The organism is Micromonospora sp. AMSO31t, assembly GCF_008868175.1.
Taxonomy (GTDB): domain Bacteria; phylum Actinomycetota; class Actinomycetes; order Mycobacteriales; family Micromonosporaceae; genus Micromonospora.
This window is the reverse complement of sequence record NZ_WBKT01000131.1, coordinates 1-16088: the sequence shown is the minus strand read 5'-3', so window position 1 is coordinate 16088 and position 16088 is coordinate 1. Positions and strand designations below refer to the sequence as shown.

The 16088-nt window shown below is 75.3% G+C and carries 17 protein-coding genes and 1 pseudogene; 10 read left to right on the top strand and 8 right to left on the bottom strand.

What is annotated here, in order from left to right; genetic code table 11:
- Window positions 1–141 (top strand): annotated as a pseudogene (locus F8274_RS32695) (undecaprenyl-diphosphatase); the annotation flags it as partial.
- Between the two features lie 273 nt (window positions 142–414).
- On the opposite strand, the gene F8274_RS23560 reads toward F8274_RS32695, so the two are convergent.
- Entirely contained in the window at window positions 415–735 is a 321-nt protein-coding gene (locus F8274_RS23560) for a multidrug efflux SMR transporter (protein ID WP_151464550.1), read from the bottom strand.
- Between the two features lie 132 nt (window positions 736–867).
- Here F8274_RS23560 and F8274_RS23555 point away from each other — a divergent pair, with 132 nt between their 5' ends.
- Complete coding sequence (locus F8274_RS23555; RefSeq protein WP_151464549.1) at window positions 868–1593, top strand: PP2C family serine/threonine-protein phosphatase; 726 nt, start codon at window positions 868–870, stop codon at window positions 1591–1593.
- Between the two features lie 6 nt (window positions 1594–1599).
- Here the strand turns inward: F8274_RS23555 and hrpB are convergent, their stop codons facing one another.
- The gene (hrpB, locus tag F8274_RS23550; RefSeq protein WP_151464548.1) at window positions 1600–4119 is read right to left on the bottom strand and encodes an ATP-dependent helicase HrpB; all 2520 of its coding nucleotides are present in this window, start codon (window positions 4117–4119) and stop codon (window positions 1600–1602) included.
- A gap of 96 nt (window positions 4120–4215) precedes the next feature.
- On the opposite strand from hrpB, the gene F8274_RS23545 reads away from it, so the two are divergent.
- On the top strand, window positions 4216–4947 hold the full coding sequence (locus F8274_RS23545) for a class I SAM-dependent methyltransferase (protein WP_151464547.1): 732 nt from the start codon (window positions 4216–4218) through the stop codon (window positions 4945–4947).
- Window positions 4948–5040: 93 nt separating this feature from the next.
- Here F8274_RS23545 and F8274_RS23540 read toward each other — a convergent pair whose 3' ends face one another.
- Window positions 5041–5865 (bottom strand): SigB/SigF/SigG family RNA polymerase sigma factor, encoded by an 825-nt coding sequence (locus tag F8274_RS23540; protein WP_151464546.1) that lies wholly within the window; start codon window positions 5863–5865, stop codon window positions 5041–5043.
- A 355-nt stretch (window positions 5866–6220) separates the two neighbouring features.
- Here F8274_RS23540 and F8274_RS23535 point away from each other — a divergent pair, with 355 nt between their 5' ends.
- Complete coding sequence (locus F8274_RS23535) at window positions 6221–6976, top strand: hypothetical protein (protein WP_151464545.1); 756 nt, start codon at window positions 6221–6223, stop codon at window positions 6974–6976.
- Here F8274_RS23535 and F8274_RS23530 read toward each other — a convergent pair.
- Window positions 6925–8514: a phospholipase D-like domain-containing protein gene (locus F8274_RS23530; protein WP_151464552.1), complete on the bottom strand. Its 1590-nt coding sequence runs from the start codon at window positions 8512–8514 to the stop codon at window positions 6925–6927. The two genes, F8274_RS23535 and F8274_RS23530, sit on opposite strands and share 52 nt — an antisense overlap.
- A gap of 139 nt (window positions 8515–8653) precedes the next feature.
- Here F8274_RS23530 and F8274_RS32375 point away from each other — a divergent pair, with 139 nt between their 5' ends.
- A complete protein-coding gene (locus tag F8274_RS32375) occupies window positions 8654–8782 on the top strand; it encodes a hypothetical protein (RefSeq protein ID WP_255474581.1) in 129 nt (42 codons plus the stop codon).
- A 51-nt stretch (window positions 8783–8833) separates the two neighbouring features.
- Here F8274_RS32375 and F8274_RS23525 read toward each other — a convergent pair whose 3' ends face one another.
- Both F8274_RS23525 and F8274_RS23520 read right to left on the bottom strand, forming a co-directional pair.
- Entirely contained in the window at window positions 8834–9820 is a 987-nt protein-coding gene (locus tag F8274_RS23525) for a pirin family protein (RefSeq protein WP_151464544.1), read from the bottom strand.
- Between the two features lie 11 nt (window positions 9821–9831).
- A complete protein-coding gene (locus F8274_RS23520) occupies window positions 9832–10314 on the bottom strand; it encodes a MarR family winged helix-turn-helix transcriptional regulator (protein WP_151464543.1) in 483 nt (160 codons plus the stop codon).
- Between the two features lie 127 nt (window positions 10315–10441).
- Between F8274_RS23520 and F8274_RS23515 the strand changes: the two genes are divergently transcribed.
- Window positions 10442–11026 (top strand): DUF1684 domain-containing protein, encoded by a 585-nt coding sequence (locus F8274_RS23515; RefSeq protein WP_151464542.1) that lies wholly within the window; start codon window positions 10442–10444, stop codon window positions 11024–11026.
- A gap of 51 nt (window positions 11027–11077) precedes the next feature.
- Here F8274_RS23515 and F8274_RS23510 read toward each other — a convergent pair whose 3' ends face one another.
- Complete coding sequence (locus F8274_RS23510) at window positions 11078–11665, bottom strand: general stress protein (protein ID WP_151464541.1); 588 nt, start codon at window positions 11663–11665, stop codon at window positions 11078–11080.
- Window positions 11666–11774: 109 nt separating this feature from the next.
- Between F8274_RS23510 and F8274_RS23505 the strand changes: the two genes are divergently transcribed.
- Together F8274_RS23505 and F8274_RS23500 are read left to right on the top strand one after the other, a co-directional pair.
- Window positions 11775–13604, top strand: a complete 1830-nt coding sequence (locus tag F8274_RS23505) for a glycoside hydrolase family 15 protein (RefSeq protein WP_151464540.1) — start codon at window positions 11775–11777, stop codon at window positions 13602–13604.
- A gap of 61 nt (window positions 13605–13665) precedes the next feature.
- Window positions 13666–14166 carry a metallophosphoesterase gene (locus F8274_RS23500; RefSeq protein ID WP_151464539.1) on the top strand — a complete coding sequence of 167 codons (501 nt, stop codon included), beginning with the start codon at window positions 13666–13668 and terminating at the stop codon, window positions 14164–14166.
- Window position 14167: 1 nt separating this feature from the next.
- Here F8274_RS23500 and F8274_RS23495 read toward each other — a convergent pair whose 3' ends face one another.
- On the bottom strand, window positions 14168–14383 hold the full coding sequence (locus F8274_RS23495) for a DUF3072 domain-containing protein (protein WP_151464538.1): 216 nt from the start codon (window positions 14381–14383) through the stop codon (window positions 14168–14170).
- Between the two features lie 102 nt (window positions 14384–14485).
- On the opposite strand from F8274_RS23495, the gene F8274_RS23490 reads away from it, so the two are divergent.
- Window positions 14486–15433, top strand: a complete 948-nt coding sequence (locus F8274_RS23490; protein ID WP_151464551.1) for an NAD(P)/FAD-dependent oxidoreductase — start codon at window positions 14486–14488, stop codon at window positions 15431–15433.
- 66 nt (window positions 15434–15499) lie between these two features.
- On the top strand, window positions 15500–16088 hold a 589-nt coding region (locus F8274_RS23485), incomplete at its 3' end, for an MEDS domain-containing protein (RefSeq protein ID WP_192579950.1).

Below are 16088 nucleotides of genomic sequence, written 5' to 3'. Positions count from 1 at the left end.
AGCCTCGACTACCGCATGGGCTGGTACGTCATCGTCGGCACCATCCCGATCGGCATCTTCGGGCTGCTGTTCAAGGACCAGATCCGCACCGCCGGCCGGAACCTGTACCTGATCTCCGGCACGCTGACCCTCACCACGTTCCGGAGCGTGCCGTGGAACGGGCCGTACTACGCCCGCTGCGGTTTCCGGGAGCTGACCGGGGCGGAGGTGACCCCGGGTCTGGCCGGTCTGCTGACCGCCGAGGCCGCGCTCGGTCTCGACCCGGTCGACCGCATCGCCATGCGTCGCCCGGCGGCCTGGCCCGCTGCGGCGACCGTGGCCGGGCGATTCCGCGCTCCGCGCCGGACAACCCGCCTCCGTCCATGGCCGCCACCCTCGCGAACGCGCGGGGCGTCGGTCCACCGGGTTTCGACGTCAGTGGGCGCCGCCCAGGTTGAGCACCACGACCCCGGCGATCACGAGCCCCGCGCCGACCACCTTGGCGACACTCAGTGGCTCGCCGAGGAAGGCCGCGCCGATCGCCATGATCGCCGCGGTGCCGAGCCCGGACCAGATCGCGTACGCCACGCCGACCGGGATGTCCCTGACGGTCAGGGAGAGCAGCCCGAACGACGACAGGTACGCGACCGCGACGCCGAGCGTGGGCCAGAGCCGGGTGAAGCCGTCGGTCGCCTTGAGCAGGCTGGTGCCGATCACCTCGGCCGCGATCGCGCCGAGCAGGAAGAGGTACGCCATGCCTCCATGATCAGGCCTGCTGGGCGGTGACCGCGCCGCGCGTTGCCGGCGGCAGTGAGATTCGCCGCGCCACGTAGCATGGTGCTGATCTCCTAGAGACAACCGAGCCCTAGAACTGGCAGGCTGCGTCCCATGACCCTGAAGCTTCGTTCCGTCGGGGCGAGCGACCGTGGGCTGATCCGCAGTGGCAACCAGGACGCCCAGCACGCCGGCGCCTGGCTCGTCGCCGTCGCCGACGGCATGGGCGGCATGGCCGCCGGTGACCTGGCCAGCCGCATCGCGATGGACGCGTTCGAGCCGCTGGACGTGGAGACCCCCGAGGACGCGCTGGTCGCCGCCCTCCAGGGTGGCATCGAGCTGGCCACCTCGCGGATCCGGCAGGCGGTCGAGGAGGACCCGGAGCGCCAGGGCATGGGCACCACCCTCACGGCGCTGCTGTTCGCCCGCACCGGCAGCTGCCTGGCGCTGGCCCACGTCGGCGACTCCCGGGCCTACCTGTTCCGGGAAGGTGTGCTGAAGCAGGTCACCCGGGACGACACCTTCGTGCAGATGCTGGTCGACCAGGGCGTGATCACCCCCGAGCAGGCGAGCAGCCACCCCCGCCGGGCCGTGGTGACGCAGGCGTTGCAGGGGGATGAGATCTCCCCGACCTACGCGACGATGGTGCCCTGGGCCGGCGACCGCTGGCTGCTGTGCAGCGACGGGCTCAGCAACGTGGTCCGCCCCGACACCCTCGCGGAGGTGCTCGGCGGCTACCCGGAGCGGGAGGCGTGCGCGGCCAAGCTGATCGACCTGGCGCTGCGGGCCGGCGGCCCGGACAACGTCACCGTGGTGATCGCCGACGTGGTCGAGGAATAGGCGGGGTCAGCGGCGGCGCGGGCTGGCGCGGCGGGTCGGCTCGGCGCTGGTCGGGTCCTCCGGCCACGGGTGGCGGGGATAGCGCCCGCGCAGCTCCGCCCGCACCTGCGGGTAGCCGGTCCGCCAGAACGAGGCCAGGTCGGCGGTGACCGCGACCGGCCGGCCGGCGGGGGAGAGCAGGTGCAGCAGCACCGGCACCCGGCCGTCGGCGATCCGCGGGGCGGCCGGCCAGCCGAACGTCTCCTGGAGCTTCACCGCCAGCACCGGGGCGGCCGGGTCGGCGTAGTCCAGCCGGATCCGCGATCCGCTCGGCACCGGGAGCCGCTCCGGCGCCACCTCGTCCAGCCGGGCCGCCTGCCGCCAGTCCAGCAGCCGGCGCAGCGCCGCCGCCACGTCGACCCGGGCCAGGTCGGCCCGGCGCCGCGCACGGGCCAGCTCCGGGCCCAGCCAGGTCGGTGCGGCGGCGAGCAGCGCGGCGTCGGAGACGTCCGGCCACTCGTCACCCAGCGCCTGCCGGCAGAAGGCCAGCCGCCGGCGCAGGGCCGTGGCGTCGGGCGTCCAGGTGAGCAGGGTCAGGCCGTCCTGGCGAAGGCCGGCGAGCACCGCCTCGGCGAGCCGCGCCCGATCGGGTGCGGCGAGGGGCCGGTCGACCAGCTCGATCGCGCCGAGCCGCACCACCTCCCGGGCCACCACGTCCCCGCCGGACCAGCCCACCTCGCGGTCGGCGCGCAGCAGCGGTCCGCCGGCCTCCCGGGCGGTGGCCTCGTCGACCGGTGTGGCCAGCCGGACCCGGGCGGTCGGCGCGCCGGGGGAGCGGTCGGCCACCGCGATCGCCAGCCACGCCGACCCCGCCAGCCCCGATCCGGCCGCCAGCTCCGCGGCGGTCCCGCCGGCCATCAGGTACGCGGTCCCGCCGGCCCGCCGCACCCGCGCCAACCGTTCCGGGTACGCCAACCCCACCAGCAGCCCCGCGGCCAGCTCGTCGGGCAGGCGGTCGGGTCCTGACCGTCCTCTGCGGTCGTCGGGCAGGGCGGTGCGCAGGCGGCGTACCTCGGCGCGCCAGCGGGCGGTGGCGGCCGGGTCGGCCCCGGTGCGGAGCCGGCGCCATAGTGTCGTGAGGTCGTCCCCGGCGCCGCCCAGTGTCTCCTCGGCGAGCAGCGCCACCACCTCGGCGGCCCGGTCGGCGCCGACCCGCTGCGCGCCGTCGAGCAGCGCGCGGGCCAGCCGGGGATGCGCGCCGGCCGCGGCGATGGCCCGCCCGCGGGCGGTGATCCGGCCGTCCGCGTCGACCGCGCCGAGTGTGGTCAGCGTGTCGCGGGCGACGGCGAGCGCGGCGGGCGGCGGGGGATCGGGCAGCGCCAGGCCGGCGCCGTCCGGGGTGCCCCAGGCGGCCAGCTCCAGCGCGAACCCGGTCAGGTCGGCGGAGGCGATCTCCGGCTCGGGCTGCGGAGCGAGCCGGGCGTGGGTCGCCTCCGACCAGCACCGGTAGACGGCGCCCGGCGCCTCCCGCCCGGCCCGGCCGGCCCGCTGGGTGGCGGCCGCCCGGGACACCGGCACGGTGACCAGCGCGCCCAGCCCCCGGGCCAGGTCGGTGCGGGCCACCCGGCTCAGCCCGGCGTCCACGACGACGCGGACCCCGGGCACGGTCAGGCTGCTCTCCGCGACGGCGGTGGCCAGCACCACCCGGCGGCGACCGGGCAGCGGGGTGAGCGCGGCGTCCTGCGCGGCGCCGGGCAGCCGGCCGTGCAGGGGCAGCACGGCGACGGCGTCGCGCAGGTCGGCCAGGCGGCCCGCGACGGCGGCGATCTCGCCGGCGCCGGGCAGGAAGACCAGCACGTCCCCGGCCCGCTCGCGCAGGGCCCGGCGCACCGTCGCCGCCACGTGGTCCAGCAGCGCCGGGTCCACCCGCCCCGCGCCGGGAGCGGCGACCGGGCGGGGCGGCGGCGCCCAGATCCGGTCCACCGGGTGCAGGGCGGCCTCGGCCCGGATCACCGGCGCGGGGGCGTCCCCGCCGAGCAGCGCGGCGAACCGGTCGGCCTGGGGAGTGGCCGACATGGCGAGCAGCCGCAGGTCCGGCCGGAGCGTGCCGCGGGCCTCCACGGTGAACGCCAGCGCCAGGTCGGCGTCGAGCTGCCGTTCGTGGCACTCGTCGAGCAGCACGGCGCCGACGCCGGGCAGCTCCGGGTCGTGGTGCAGTCGGCGGACCAGCAGGCCGGTGGTGACCACCTCGACCCGGGTGCGCGGGCCGACCCGGCGCTCGCCGCGCACCGCGTACCCGATCCGCTCGCCGACCCGCTCGCCGAGCACGGCGGCCATCCGGTGCGCGGCGGCCCGGGCGGCCACCCGCCGGGGCTGGGCGATCACGACGCGGCCGGGAACCTCGTCGGCCACCGCGAGCGGCGCGAGGGTGGTCTTGCCGGTGCCGGGAGGCGCCACCAGGACCGCCGTGCCGGCCGCGTCCAGCGCCTCGACCAGCGCCGGCAGCACCGGCCGGACCGGCAGGTCCAGGGAGACGTCGGAGAGCACGGACCCACTCTCGCACCCCCGGCCGGGCGGCCGGCGCGGGGTCCTGTTCCCCTTCTCACATTGACCGTGACCGTTTCCTCGCGTGGAGTGACGGTCATGGCGATGATGGCGTACGACGAGGCCTCGGCCGCCGCCTTCGCGGCCACCCGGCACCTGCCGGCCGGCGGCCTGGCGAGCTGGCGCGCCGCGGTGTCCCGGCACCTGCCCGTCGGACCGGGCGACCGGGTGCTCGACGTGGGGGCGGGCACCGGCGCGTGGGCCGCCGCCTTCCGGGCCTGGTACGGGGTGGACGTGGTGGCGGTCGAGCCGGCGGCGGCGATGCGGGCCCGCTCGGCGTACCCGGGGATGGTGGCCGGGCGGGCGGAGGGCCTGCCCATCGCGGCGGCCGGCCTGGACGGCGCGTGGCTCTCCACGGTGGTGCACCACCTGCCCGACCTGCCGGCGGTCGCCGCCGAGCTGCGCCGGGTGCTGCGGCCCGGCGCGCCGGTGCTGATCCGGTCGGTCTTCGCCGGCCGGGGCGGCGGCGTGACGCCGTTCCGCTGGTTCCCGGAGGCGCTGCGGGTGGTGGAGGGCTATCCGTCGGTGGCCGAGGTCTGCGCGGCGTTCGAGACGGCCGGGTTCGCCCCGGTGGCGCTGGAGCCGGTGCCGCAGGTCAGCGCCCGCTCGCTGCGGGCGGCGGCCGACGGGCTGCGCCGCGCCGCGCACACCCCGCTGGTGCTGCTCGACGACGCCGACTACGACCGGGGCGTGCGCCGGCTGCGTGCGGCGGCGCTGCGGGCCCCGCACGCGCCGGTGGTCGACGCGCTGGACCTGCTGGTGCTGCGCTGAACACGGAACGGCCCGGCCGGCGCACCGCCGACCGGGCCCGAGTGGTCGTGAACGGTGACCGGGCCCGCCGACCCGGCCACCGCCGCCACCCCCCTAGTACGTTCCGTCGAGCTGCCCGCGCAGCTTCGTGAGCGCCCGGGCCAGCAGCCGGGACACGTGCATCTGCGAGACGCCGATCTGCTCGGCGATCTGCGACTGGGTCAGGTTGCCGTAGAAGCGCAGCGTGAGGATCTTCTGCTCACGCTCGTCGAGCGTGGCCAGCGCCGGCCCGAGGGCGACGCGCAGCTCGGCCAGCTCGAACTCGCCGTCCTCGCCGCCGAGCATGTCGCCCAGCTCGGTGGCCCGGTCGCCGTCGCCGGTCGGCGTGGACAGCGACACCGCGTTGTAGGCGCGGGCGCCCTCCAGGCCCTCCAGGACCTCTTCCTCGGTGAGGTTGAGGTGGCCGGCGATGTCGGCGACCGTCGGCGAGCGGCCCAGGGTCTGGAGCAGCGTGCTGTTGGCGTCGGAGATGGCCAGCCGCAGCTCCTGGAGGCGGCGCGGCACCCGGATGTCCCAGGTGCGGTCGCGGAAGTGGCGCTTCAGCTCGCCGATGATGGTCGGGATGGCGTAGCCGGCGAAGTCGACGCCGCGGGACGGGTCGAACTTGTCGATCGCCTTGATCAGGCCGACGGCGGCGGTCTGCGCGAGGTCGTCGGTGGGCTCGCCGCGGCCGCTGTAGCGGTGGGCGAGGTGGTTGGCGAGAGGCAGCCAGGCCTCGATCGCCCGGTCGCGCAGCGCGGCGCGCGACGGGTGGTGGGCGGGGAGCGCCGCCATCGCGTTGAGCAGGTCCGCGGCGCTGTCGGTGAGCGCCCGCGGGTCGAGCTTCTCGGAGGTGGACGGCGTTGTCGTCGCCGGCTCGCTGATCGTGTGCGCGGTCATGGGTGGTCCTCCCTGCACCTCGTCCGCGAAACAAAAAGACGTGACGCTTCGGTTTAGCTTCAGTTTGGCCGTTCGGAAGCCACCTTAGCCTGATCGGCCGGAGGAAATCTAGCCGAAAGTACGATGTACTTATGCCGTGTCCTGGCATGAAGCGGCTGAAGCGGGGCAGAAACCGTCGGATGGCCGACCGGTGCGGCGACGCGAGGCGGCCGGACCCCACTGACTGGACGGCCGATGCCCCGGGCCGACCGGTCAACGTGAAACCCGACAGTTGGCTCACACTGTCGTCTTTCCGTCCTTGTCCCGCAGACGGGACCGCCCGTAGCGTCCAGGTGTACACGTCTACGGAGGCACCGTGCTCGATCCCGCCGCTCCGCAACTCGTCGTCAACGCCCGGACCCTGCTGTTCAGCTGGCTCCCGGCGGACCCCGACGCGGTCGCGGCGCTCGTACCGGCCGGTCTCCGCCCGCGCCCGGACCGCCAGGTGTTCCTCTGCCAGTACGTCGTCGACGACGAGACCCAGACCTCCGGGTTCGGCGCGTACTCGCTGACCTTCCTCGGTGTCTCACTCGCGGACATGGACCCGCCCGACGGTGAGACGCCCGGTGGCTGGTGGACCCACTACCTCGCCTCCAGCTCGCGGGTCCGGCAGTACGCCTCGGCCCGGGGCGCTCCCGCCGTGCCCGGGGAGACCCTGGTCGACGTGCGGGGCGAGCGGCTCACCGCCGAGACGTGGGCGGACGGGCGGCCGCTCATCCAGGTGACCGCCGGGGTCGGGCACACCGGCACCGAGGCGCACAACGGCCACCACCGCTACCTCACCGCCCGCGACGGCGAGGTGATCGTCGCGGACTACCCGTACGTGGCCGAGCCGGTGTCGCCGTTCGAGGTCGAGTCGGTGGAGTTCCTCGCCCCGGAGCACCCGGTCTACGCGCTCCGGCCGGCCAACCCGCTGCAGATCTGCTGGGGCTTCTACTCACCCCGGGTGTCGTTCGCGTACCCGGCCCGGCCGAACGCCCTGGACGAGCCGCTGCCGACCGGCGAGCCGGTCTCGGCGGCTCACCAGGTCCCGGCGCGCCGGGCCCGCAGCGGCCTGCCGTCCGGGTCGTAGACCAGCCGGTACGCCGGCAGCGCCCAGAGCCGGGTGCGCCACGGCAGCCGCTCCGGCCGGTGTGGTCGCAGCCGCCCCGGCGGCCGGGGCCCGACCCGCCCGGACTCGTGCCACCGCTCCAGCTCCGCCGCCGCCGAGGTGATCGCCGCGACCGCGTCCGCCGGGTCGAGCAGGTCGTGGTCGTCCCCGCCGTCCGGGTCCCGGTCCAGGTGTTCCCGCCACAACCGCAGCCGCAGCTCCCGGGCGAACACCCGGGCGCCGTCGCCCAGGTCCGCCGGGTCGGTCGGGGCCCGCTCGTCCCGGGTGTCGTCCAGCACCGCGCAGGACAGCTCGCTGTCGTGGGTCCAGGAGCGGCGGTTGAAGTTGTCGCTGCCCACGCTGGCCCACACGTCGTCCACCACGCAGACCTTCGCGTGCACGTAGACCGGGGTGCCCTCGTGGTTCTCCACGTCGAAGACGTGCACCCGGTCGGGGGCGGCCCGGTGGCAGAGTTCGAGGGCCTGCGACCGGCCGACCATGTTCGGCGGCAGCGCCAACCGGCCGTCCACGTCGGGGTGCCGGGGCACGACGGCCATCAGGTGCAGCTCCGGCTGCTCGCGCAGCGCCCGGGCGAAGAGGTCGGCCACCTCGGTCGACCAGAGGTACTGGTCCTCCAGGTAGATCAACCGGCGGGCCCGGCGGACCGCTTTGGTGTAGCCGCGGGCCACCGTGCGCTCGCCGTCCGGGGCGAACGAGTAGCGCGGGCGCACGGCCGGGTAGGTGCGCAGCACCTGGACGTGGTGCGGCCCGCACGGCGGCGGGTCGGCGGGCTGGTCGGGCAGCGGGTCCGGGCTCAGGTCCGAGCCGCGCAGCCGGTCCCGCAGGTAGGCCATGGGGTTCTCCGAGTCCAGCGGCACGGGGTCGGTCCACCGCTCCCGGAAGGTGGTGTCCAGCGCGCCGACCACCGGTCCGCGCAGCGCGAGCTGGACGTCGTGCCAGGGCGGGTGCGGGCCGTACCGCGGGGACATGGCGACCGCCTGCGGGTCGCCGCCGTGCGCCGCGTCGTCCCGCCGGCTGTGGCAGAGGTCGATCCCACCGGCGAACGCGACGTCCCGCTCCGGGGCGCCGGGGTGGCGCAGCACCACCAGCTTCTGGTGGTGCGAGCCGCCGCGGCGGACCCGCTGGTCGAGCAGCACCTCCCCGCCGGCGGCGCGGATCACCTCGCTGAGGTCGCGGTTCTCCTCCTCGCTGTAGGAGAGGGCGTCGAGGTGGGAGCGCCAGATCAGGCCCTTGACCACCACGCCGCGCTGGGCGGCCCGGGCGAACAGCTGCACCACCGTCGGGCCGTCCGGCCGCATCCGCTCGTCCGGGTCGCCGCGCCAGTCGGTGAAGAAGAGATGGTCACCGGCCTGGAGGTGTTCCACCTCACTGACCAGCCGGTCGAAGTACGTGCCGCCGTGAATCAACGGCTCGACGAGGTTTCCGCTCGTCCAGACGGGTAACTCAGACCGTGGGTTGGCGCGTTCCTGTGCGGAGAGGAACCAGTCCCGCATCGCCACGTTCCAGCCCTCCGAGGTCGACATCGTCCTCACGGTAGGACCCCCGGCGCGGCCCCGCACGCCGACCGTCCCCGGTCGGCCGGGTGCTCGCGTGGGGGTGCGCCGGACCCCTGGATCGCGAAACCGAGGAGGCCACAACATGCCCGCCGAGACGCCGAACACCGTGACCGAATACCGCGAGCAGGCGGTGGAGGGGGAACGGGGTGCGCTCGTCGCGGTCCTGTTGATGGTGATCCTCGGCGTTGCCGGGATCTTCGCCGTCTCCTGAGAACGGCGACGGGCGCCCCGGTGAACCGGGACGCCCGTCGCGCGGAGCGGGTCAGGGGCGGTCGCCCTCGCCGCCGCTGTGCGGCAGCCGCTCGGCCGGGATGACCCCGAGCCGGCCGGCCTGGTAGTCCTCGACCGCCTGGACCAGCTCGGCGCGGGTGTTCATCACGAACGGGCCGTAGTGCGCCACCGGCTCGCGGATCGGCTGGCCGCCCATGATGTAGAGCTCCAGCGCCGGGGTGTTGGCGTCCTGCCGCGCGTCCGCGGTGACCCGCAGCGCGTCGCCCGGCCCGTGCACGGCGAGCTGGCCGAGGTGGACCGGCCGCCGGTCGGTGCCCACCGTGCCCCGGCCGGCCAGCACGTAGACCAGCGCGTTGAAGTCCGGCCGCCAGGGCAGGTTCAGCTCGGCCCCGGGCTGGAGCGTCACGTGCGCGATGGTGATCGGGGTGTGGGTCGAACCGGGGCCCTGGTGCCCGGCGATCTCGCCGGCGATCACCCGGACCAGCGCGCCGCCGTCGGGCGTGGTCAGCAGCGCCGACTCCTTCCCGCGGATGTCCTGGTAGCGCGGCGGGTTCATCTTCGCCACCCGGGGCAGGTTGACCCAGAGCTGGAGGCCGTGGAAGAGGCCGCCGCTCATCACCAGGTGCTCCGGCGGCGCCTCGATGTGCAGCAGGCCGCGACCCGCGGTCATCCACTGGGTGTCGCCGTCGGTGATGGTGCCGCCGCCGCCCTGCGAGTCCTGGTGGTCCATGATCCCGTCGATCATGTAGGTCACCGTCTCGAAGCCCCGGTGGGGGTGCCACGGGGTGCCCTTCGGCTCGCCCGGCGCGTAGTCGACCTCGCCCATCTGGTCGAGGTGGATGAACGGGTCCAGCTCGGTCATCGGGACCCCGGCGAAGGCCCGGCGGACCGGGAAGCCCTCGCCCTCGTAGCCGCTGGGCGCGGTGGTGAGCCGGCGGACCGGCCGGTAGGTGGTGGACTCGCCGAGCTCCGGCAGGCGGGGCAGGACGAGGACGTCGTCGACGGTGATCGCGGGCATCTCGGGTCTCCTTAGTTGTCGGCCGGGGTGGACGACGCGTCGCGGTCGGCGCGGAGGCGCCGGCCGAGCCGCTCGAAGACCCGGGTGAGGCAGGCGACCTCGGCGTCGTCGAGGTCGTCGATCAGGTGGGTGCGCGCGGAGCGCCGGTGGTGCGGCGCGGCCTCGCGCAGGGTCAGCAACCCGGCGGCGGTGAGCACCGCCTCGCTGCCGCGCCGGTCGTCCGGGCACGACTCCCGGGCCACCAGGCCGCGCTTCTGCATCGAGGAGATCTGGTACGTCAGCCGGCTCGGCGAGAACACCAGCCGGCCGGCCAGCTCGCCCATCCGCAGCCGCTGGCCGGGCGCCTCGGAGAGCAGCACCAGCACGTGGTAGTCGGCGAAGCTCAGCTCGCTGTCGGCGCGCAGGTCGTCCTCGAGCTGGGTGAACAGCCGCTGGCTCGCCTCGATGTAGGCGCGCCAGCAGGCCAACCGCTCGGGGTCCAGGCTCTCCGTCATGGCTACGACAGTAGCACTACTTAAAATTTAAACAAGTCCTCGTCCGCCGTGGTGAGCCGCGCAACAGCGCGGGCGCCCCGGCGGGAATTTTCGAATCTGAACCAGTGAACCGGGCTAGGGTCGGAGGGTGGATGATCTCGACGTGCAGGACTGGCGTGAGCGGGTGGCCCGGCTCTACCTCTCCGACCTCGACCTGGAAGGCTTCCGGGCCGCCCGGGACGAGCTGTTCCGTAGCCACCCCAGCAGTCCCCTGCCGGCCGCCGAGCGGCCCGGCTTCACCGGGCTGCGCTGGTTCCCACCCGACCCGTCGGCCGTGGTCGAGGCGCCCCTCCGCCCCGCCTCGGGCACCGAGAGCATCGACACCGGCGGGCCCGACGGCGTGGTGCGATACCGGCGGGTGGCGGTCGCCGAGACGCCCTGGGGCCCGCTCACCCTGTGGTGGATCGAGGCGTACGGGGGCGGGCTGTTCCTCCCGGTGCGCGACGCCACGTGCGGCGCCGGGGCGTACGGGGGTGGGCGCTACCTCACCGACACGGTGAAGGGGACCTTCGGGCGCGGCCTGACCGTGCTGCCCGGCAACCGGGTCCGGCTCGACGCCAACTACCTCTACAACCCGAGCTGCGCCTACGACGACCGGTGGGCCTGCCCGCTGGCCCCGCCGGAGAACCGGGTCGACGTCCCGATCCGGGCCGGCGAGCGGGCGTACCACTGACCGCGGGACGCCCCGGCGCGACGGTGCGCCGGGGCGTCGGGGACCGACCGGTCAGCGGGCGGTGGTGCCGGTCGGAGTCAGGTGCATCCGGCCGAGCAGCTGCCGGGCCTGGTCGGCCACGTCCGCGTCCACGGTGACCGCGTACTGGCTGGCCCGCAGCGAGCTGGCCGAGGTGAAGTCGCGCTGGCCCCCGGTCATGGCGTGGGCCACCGCGCCGAACACGGCGCCCCAGATCGCGCCGATCACGAGGCCCACCAGGATCACCGCGATCCAGTTCCCCGCGGTGAAGATGCCGAAGAGCAACCCGATGAACAGGCCGAACCAGGCGCCGGTGCCCGCGCCGACCAGGGCGGCCCGGCCCGTGGTCAACCGGCCCAGCACGGTCTCTACCAGGGTGAGGTTCGTCCCCACGATCGCCGTGCGTTCCACCGGGAACCGGTTGTCGGCGAGGTAGTCCACCACCCGCTGGGCGGACGGATAGTCCGGGTACGACCCGATCGTGACGGTCGGCGGGCCGGCCTGCGGCCCGTGTCCGTCCCCGCTGGGTGGCGAGGGGCGACCGCTCGGCCCGGACGGGAGGTTGTCGCTGCCCGGCATCCCGGGCCGCCAGGCCGCGGTCGGACTCGAGGAACTGGTCATGAGCATCCTCCTTCGTCAACCCGCCGCGTTCCCACCCGCGTCGGGCGGTAACGCGCCCGTCCGGACCGATGGCGGCGCATGGCCGCCGCCGGGCCGGGTAGCCAACCCCGTGCGGACCGGACGGATCAGCGAGCACGGTTTCCTCGCCGACGGGCACAGCGCGGCCCTGGTCGACCGGGCCGGCACGATCAACTGGTGGTGCCCGCCCCGCTTCGACGCGCCGTCGGTGTTCGGCCGGCTGCTCGACGACGCGGCCGGGCACTGGAGCATCCGGCCGGTGGGCGAGTTCGCCAGCACCCGGTCCTACCTGGACGACACGCTCGTCCTGCGTACCGTCTTCACCACCGCGACCGGGACGGCGGCCGTCACCGACGCCCTGGCGCTCGAACCCGGCGCGCGCGGGCACCGGATCGGGCGGGAGTCGCCGCGGGTGCTCGCCCGGGTGGTCGAGGGGCTCACCGGCGAGGTCCCGATGCGGGTCGACTACGCCCCGCGCTTCGAGTACGGCCGGGTGAACGCCTACCTGACCGACACCGACGGGGTGATCGGGGCGACGGCCGGCGCCTGCCGGCTGGAGCTGCGCGCCAACGTGCCGTTGATCTGCGGTGAGGGTGCCGCGTCCGGGCAGTTCACCGCCCGCGCCGGCAGCACCCACCACTTCACCCTCGGGTACGCCCCGACCTACTCCGGCGGCACGCCGGCGCTGCCCGACGCCGACCAGGTGCTGGCCGACGCCGTCGCCGGCTGGCGGTCCTGGGCCGACCTGCACGACTACCACGGCGAGTACCACGACCTGGTCCGGCGCAGCGCCATGGTGGTGCAGGGGATGACCTACGGACCCAGCGGGGCGGTGGTCGCGGCGGCCACCACCTCGATCCCCGAGGAGCTGGGCGGGGACCGCAACTACGACTACCGGTTCGTCTGGCTCCGCGACTGCAGCCTCACCCTCCAGGCGCTCTGGCTGGCCGCCTGCCCGGACGAGGCGGACCGCCAGTTCAGCTACATCGCCCGGGCCATGGGCCGGATCGGCGACGAGCCGGTGCCGATCATGTACGGCGTCGAGGGTGAGCGGGACCTCACCGAGCATCGCCTCGACCACCTGGCCGGATACGCCGGCAGCCGGCCGGTCCTGATCGGCAACGACGCCTGGCGGCAGCGGCAGTCCGACGTGCTGGGCGAGGTCCTCGACGCCGCGTGGCTGATGCGGTACTACCTCGACCCGATGTCCGCCGAGGTGCGGCAGCTGCTGCACGGCCTCGCCGACCAGGCGGTGGGGGACTGGCGCCGGCCCGACGCCGGGATGTGGGAGGCGCGCGACGTCGAGCGGCACTACGTGTCGTCCAAGGTGCAGTGCTGGACCGCGCTGGACCGGGCCGTCCGGTTCGGAACCCGGATCGGCGAACCCGCCGACGTGGCGCGCTGGGCGGCCGCCCGCGACGAGGTGCGCGCGGTGGTGCTCCGCCGGGGCTGGAGCGACCGGGTCGGGGCGTACACCGGCGCCTTCGACTCCGACGAGCTGGACGCCTCGGTGCTGGTCATGCCGCTGGTCGGCTTCCTTCCCGCCGCCGACCCGCGGATGCGCGCGACGATCGACGTGATCGAACGACGGCTGTCCTGCAACGGCCTGCTGCGCCGCTGGGACGCCGACCCGGCGGGCTTCCTGATCTGCTCGTTCTGGCTGGCCGCCTGCCTGGCCGAGGCCGGCCAGCTGGACCGGGCGCGGCGGCTGTTCGCGCAGCTCGCCGCGCAGGCGAACGATCTCGGCCTCTTCGCCGAGCAGATCGACGAGACCACCGGTGAGCAACTGGGCAACTTCCCGCAGGCCTTCTCGCACATCGGCCTGATCAACGCCGCGGGCCGGATCACCGCGGCCGCCGGGCGGCGGCCGGGCGACCGGCCGGCCGTGCCGAGCGACCACATGGAGGACCAGGGCGCCTGAGCGCGTCGGTTCGGACGGGCGCCACCGCGACAGCGGGCCCGGCGGCGGGCAGGATCGGGGAATGGATCTGGTCATCATGGCCGACACGCACGTGCCGAAGCGGGCGCGGGACCTGCCCGCGCCGCTGTGGGCGGCGGTCGAGGCCGCCGACGTGGTGCTGCACGCCGGGGACTGGGTGGACGTGTCGCTGCTGGACGCCCTCGAGTCCCGGTCCCGCCGGCTCGTCGGCGTGTACGGCAACAACGACGGGCCGCCGCTGCGCGCCCGGCTGCCCGAGGTGGCCCGGGTCGAGCTGGACGGGCTGCGGGTCGCCGTGGTGCACGAGACCGGGCCGAAGACCCGCCGGGAGGAGCGCTGCGCCGCCGCCTTCGGCGACTGCGACCTGCTGGTGTTCGGGCACTCCCACATCCCGTGGGACAGCGTGGCCCCGGGTGGCCTGCGGCTGCTGAACCCCGGCTCACCCACCGACCGGCGGGCCCAGCCGCACACCACCTACCTGACGGCGCGGGTGGCGGCGGGGCGGCTCGACCGGGTCGAGCTGCACCGCCTGCCCCCGCGCTGAGTCACCGGCCGCGACCGGTCTCCGCCTGGAGCTCGTCGATCCGGCGGGACGCCTCCGCCTTGGTCAGCCCGTCCGGCACCTCCTCGCCCGCCTCCCGGGCCAGGGTGTGCAGGTATGACTCCTGCGCCGCGGTCGGCGGTTCGTCGCCGGTGACCCAGTCGTCCGGGTCCTTGACGGCGGCGTCCGGATTGACGTTCTCGTTGCTGCGGTCGGCCATGATGATCACCTCTCCTCGAACAGGTGTACCACTACCCCCGTCGCGGGGTCTTCATGCCGGCCGCCGCCTACGATCATCTGCGTGACTGCGGACCGGGCGGGTGTGGTGGTGGTCGGCGCGGGCATCGCCGGGGTGGCCTGCGCGGCCGAGCTGGCCCGGGCCGGCCTCCCGGTGGAGATCCGGGAACGGGCCCGGGTGACCGGCGGGCGGATGGCCAGCAAGCGCTTCGAGGGCCGCCCCGCCGACCTGGGCGCCGCCTACTTCACCGTCGACGACCCCGACTTCGCGGCCGTGGTCGACGGATGGCGGGCCGCCGGCCTGGCCCGGGAGTGGACCGACACGCTCGTCGCGTACGGGCCGCGGGGGCGCGAGGAGGTGGCCGGCCCGGTGCGCTGGGCCGCCCCGCGCGGGCTCCGCTCGCTCGTGGAGCACCTGGCCGGTGACCTGCCGGTGGCGCACAACCGCCTGGTCATGACCGTCGAACCGGGGCCCCGGGTGGACGGGCGGGCCGCCGAGGCGGTCGTGCTGGCCATGCCAGGCCCGCAGGCCGCCCTGCTGCTCGACCCCGCGCTGGCGGCGGCCACCCGGGCGGTGGCGGCCCAGCGCTGGTCCTCCGCGCTGACCGGGGTGCTGCGCTTCCCGGCCCGCCGCTGGCCGGACTTCCGGGGGGCGTTCGTCAACGAGCACCCGGTGCTGAGCACGGTCTGCGACGACGGCGACCGGCGCGGCGACGGCGAGCCGGTGCTGGTCGCGCACACCACCACCGAGTTCGCCTCCGGGCACCTGCTCCAGCCCACCGCCGCCGGCCCCGCCATCGAGCAGGCCGTCCGCGACCTGTTCGGCCTGCCCGAGCCCGCCGAGCTGACCCACGTGCACCGCTGGACGTACGCGAAGCCGGCCGCCGGCGGCGTCGGCCCCTACCACCTGTACGACGACGGGATCGGCCTGGCCGGCGACGCCTTCGGGCGGCCGCGGGTGCAGGGCGCCTGGCGCTCCGGCCGGGACCTGGGCCGTGCCCTGGCCGCCCGGCTTCTCGCGGACCGTGGCTGACCGGTGCCACTGCGCGCAGGCGGCCCGTCACCCACGGGTATCCTTCGGCGGGGAGGTGCACGGGCAGTGAGCGGTGCCGGCGGTCGGCCGGGGGACGGCAGGACCGGCGTCGATCGGTCGCCGTTCCCGGAGGGTGGGCTGCGCCACGACGCCCTGTTCTATGCCGACGACCGCGACTACCGCGCCGCCGTGGGCGAGGTCGTCGAGGCCGGCCGGGCCGCCGGTGAGCCGGTGCTGGTCGCCGTGCCCACCGACCGGCTGTCCCTGGTCCGCCCGCTGCTCGACCCGCTGGACGGCGTCGACCTGGCCGACATGTCGGTGATCGGGCGGAACCCGGCGGCCATCATCGCCACCACGCTGCGTGACTTCGTCGACCGGTTCCCCGGCCGCCGGGTCCGCATCGTCGGCGAGTCGCTCTGGCCCGGCCGGCGGCCGGCCGCCCATCGGCACTGCGTCGAGCACGAGGCGATGATCAATCTGGGCCTCGCCGAGCGGCCGCTCACCGTGCGCTGCCTGTTCGACCGGTCCCGGCTGCCGGCCGGGACGCTCGCCGACATCGCCCGGACCCATCCCTGGCTGGTCAGCGGGGGAGTGGCCCGGCCGAGCGCCGGCTACCGGTCGCCCCGGGCGGTGCTGCGCCGGCTGGCCCGCCCGG

Coding starts and splice junctions, on each gene's coding strand:
- F8274_RS23560 (WP_151464550.1), bottom strand. CDS start 735: ATGGCGTACCTCTTCCTGCTCGGCGCGATCGCGGCCGAGGTGATCGGC.
- F8274_RS23555 (WP_151464549.1), top strand. CDS start 868: ATGACCCTGAAGCTTCGTTCCGTCGGGGCGAGCGACCGTGGGCTGATC.
- F8274_RS23545 (WP_151464547.1), top strand. CDS start 4,216: ATGGCGATGATGGCGTACGACGAGGCCTCGGCCGCCGCCTTCGCGGCC.
- F8274_RS23540 (WP_151464546.1), bottom strand. CDS start 5,865: ATGACCGCGCACACGATCAGCGAGCCGGCGACGACAACGCCGTCCACC.
- F8274_RS32375 (WP_255474581.1), top strand. CDS start 8,654: ATGCCCGCCGAGACGCCGAACACCGTGACCGAATACCGCGAGCAGGCG.
- F8274_RS23525 (WP_151464544.1), bottom strand. CDS start 9,820: ATGCCCGCGATCACCGTCGACGACGTCCTCGTCCTGCCCCGCCTGCCG.
- F8274_RS23520 (WP_151464543.1), bottom strand. CDS start 10,314: ATGACGGAGAGCCTGGACCCCGAGCGGTTGGCCTGCTGGCGCGCCTAC.
- F8274_RS23510 (WP_151464541.1), bottom strand. CDS start 11,665: ATGACCAGTTCCTCGAGTCCGACCGCGGCCTGGCGGCCCGGGATGCCG.
- F8274_RS23500 (WP_151464539.1), top strand. CDS start 13,666: ATGGATCTGGTCATCATGGCCGACACGCACGTGCCGAAGCGGGCGCGG.
- F8274_RS23495 (WP_151464538.1), bottom strand. CDS start 14,383: ATGGCCGACCGCAGCAACGAGAACGTCAATCCGGACGCCGCCGTCAAG.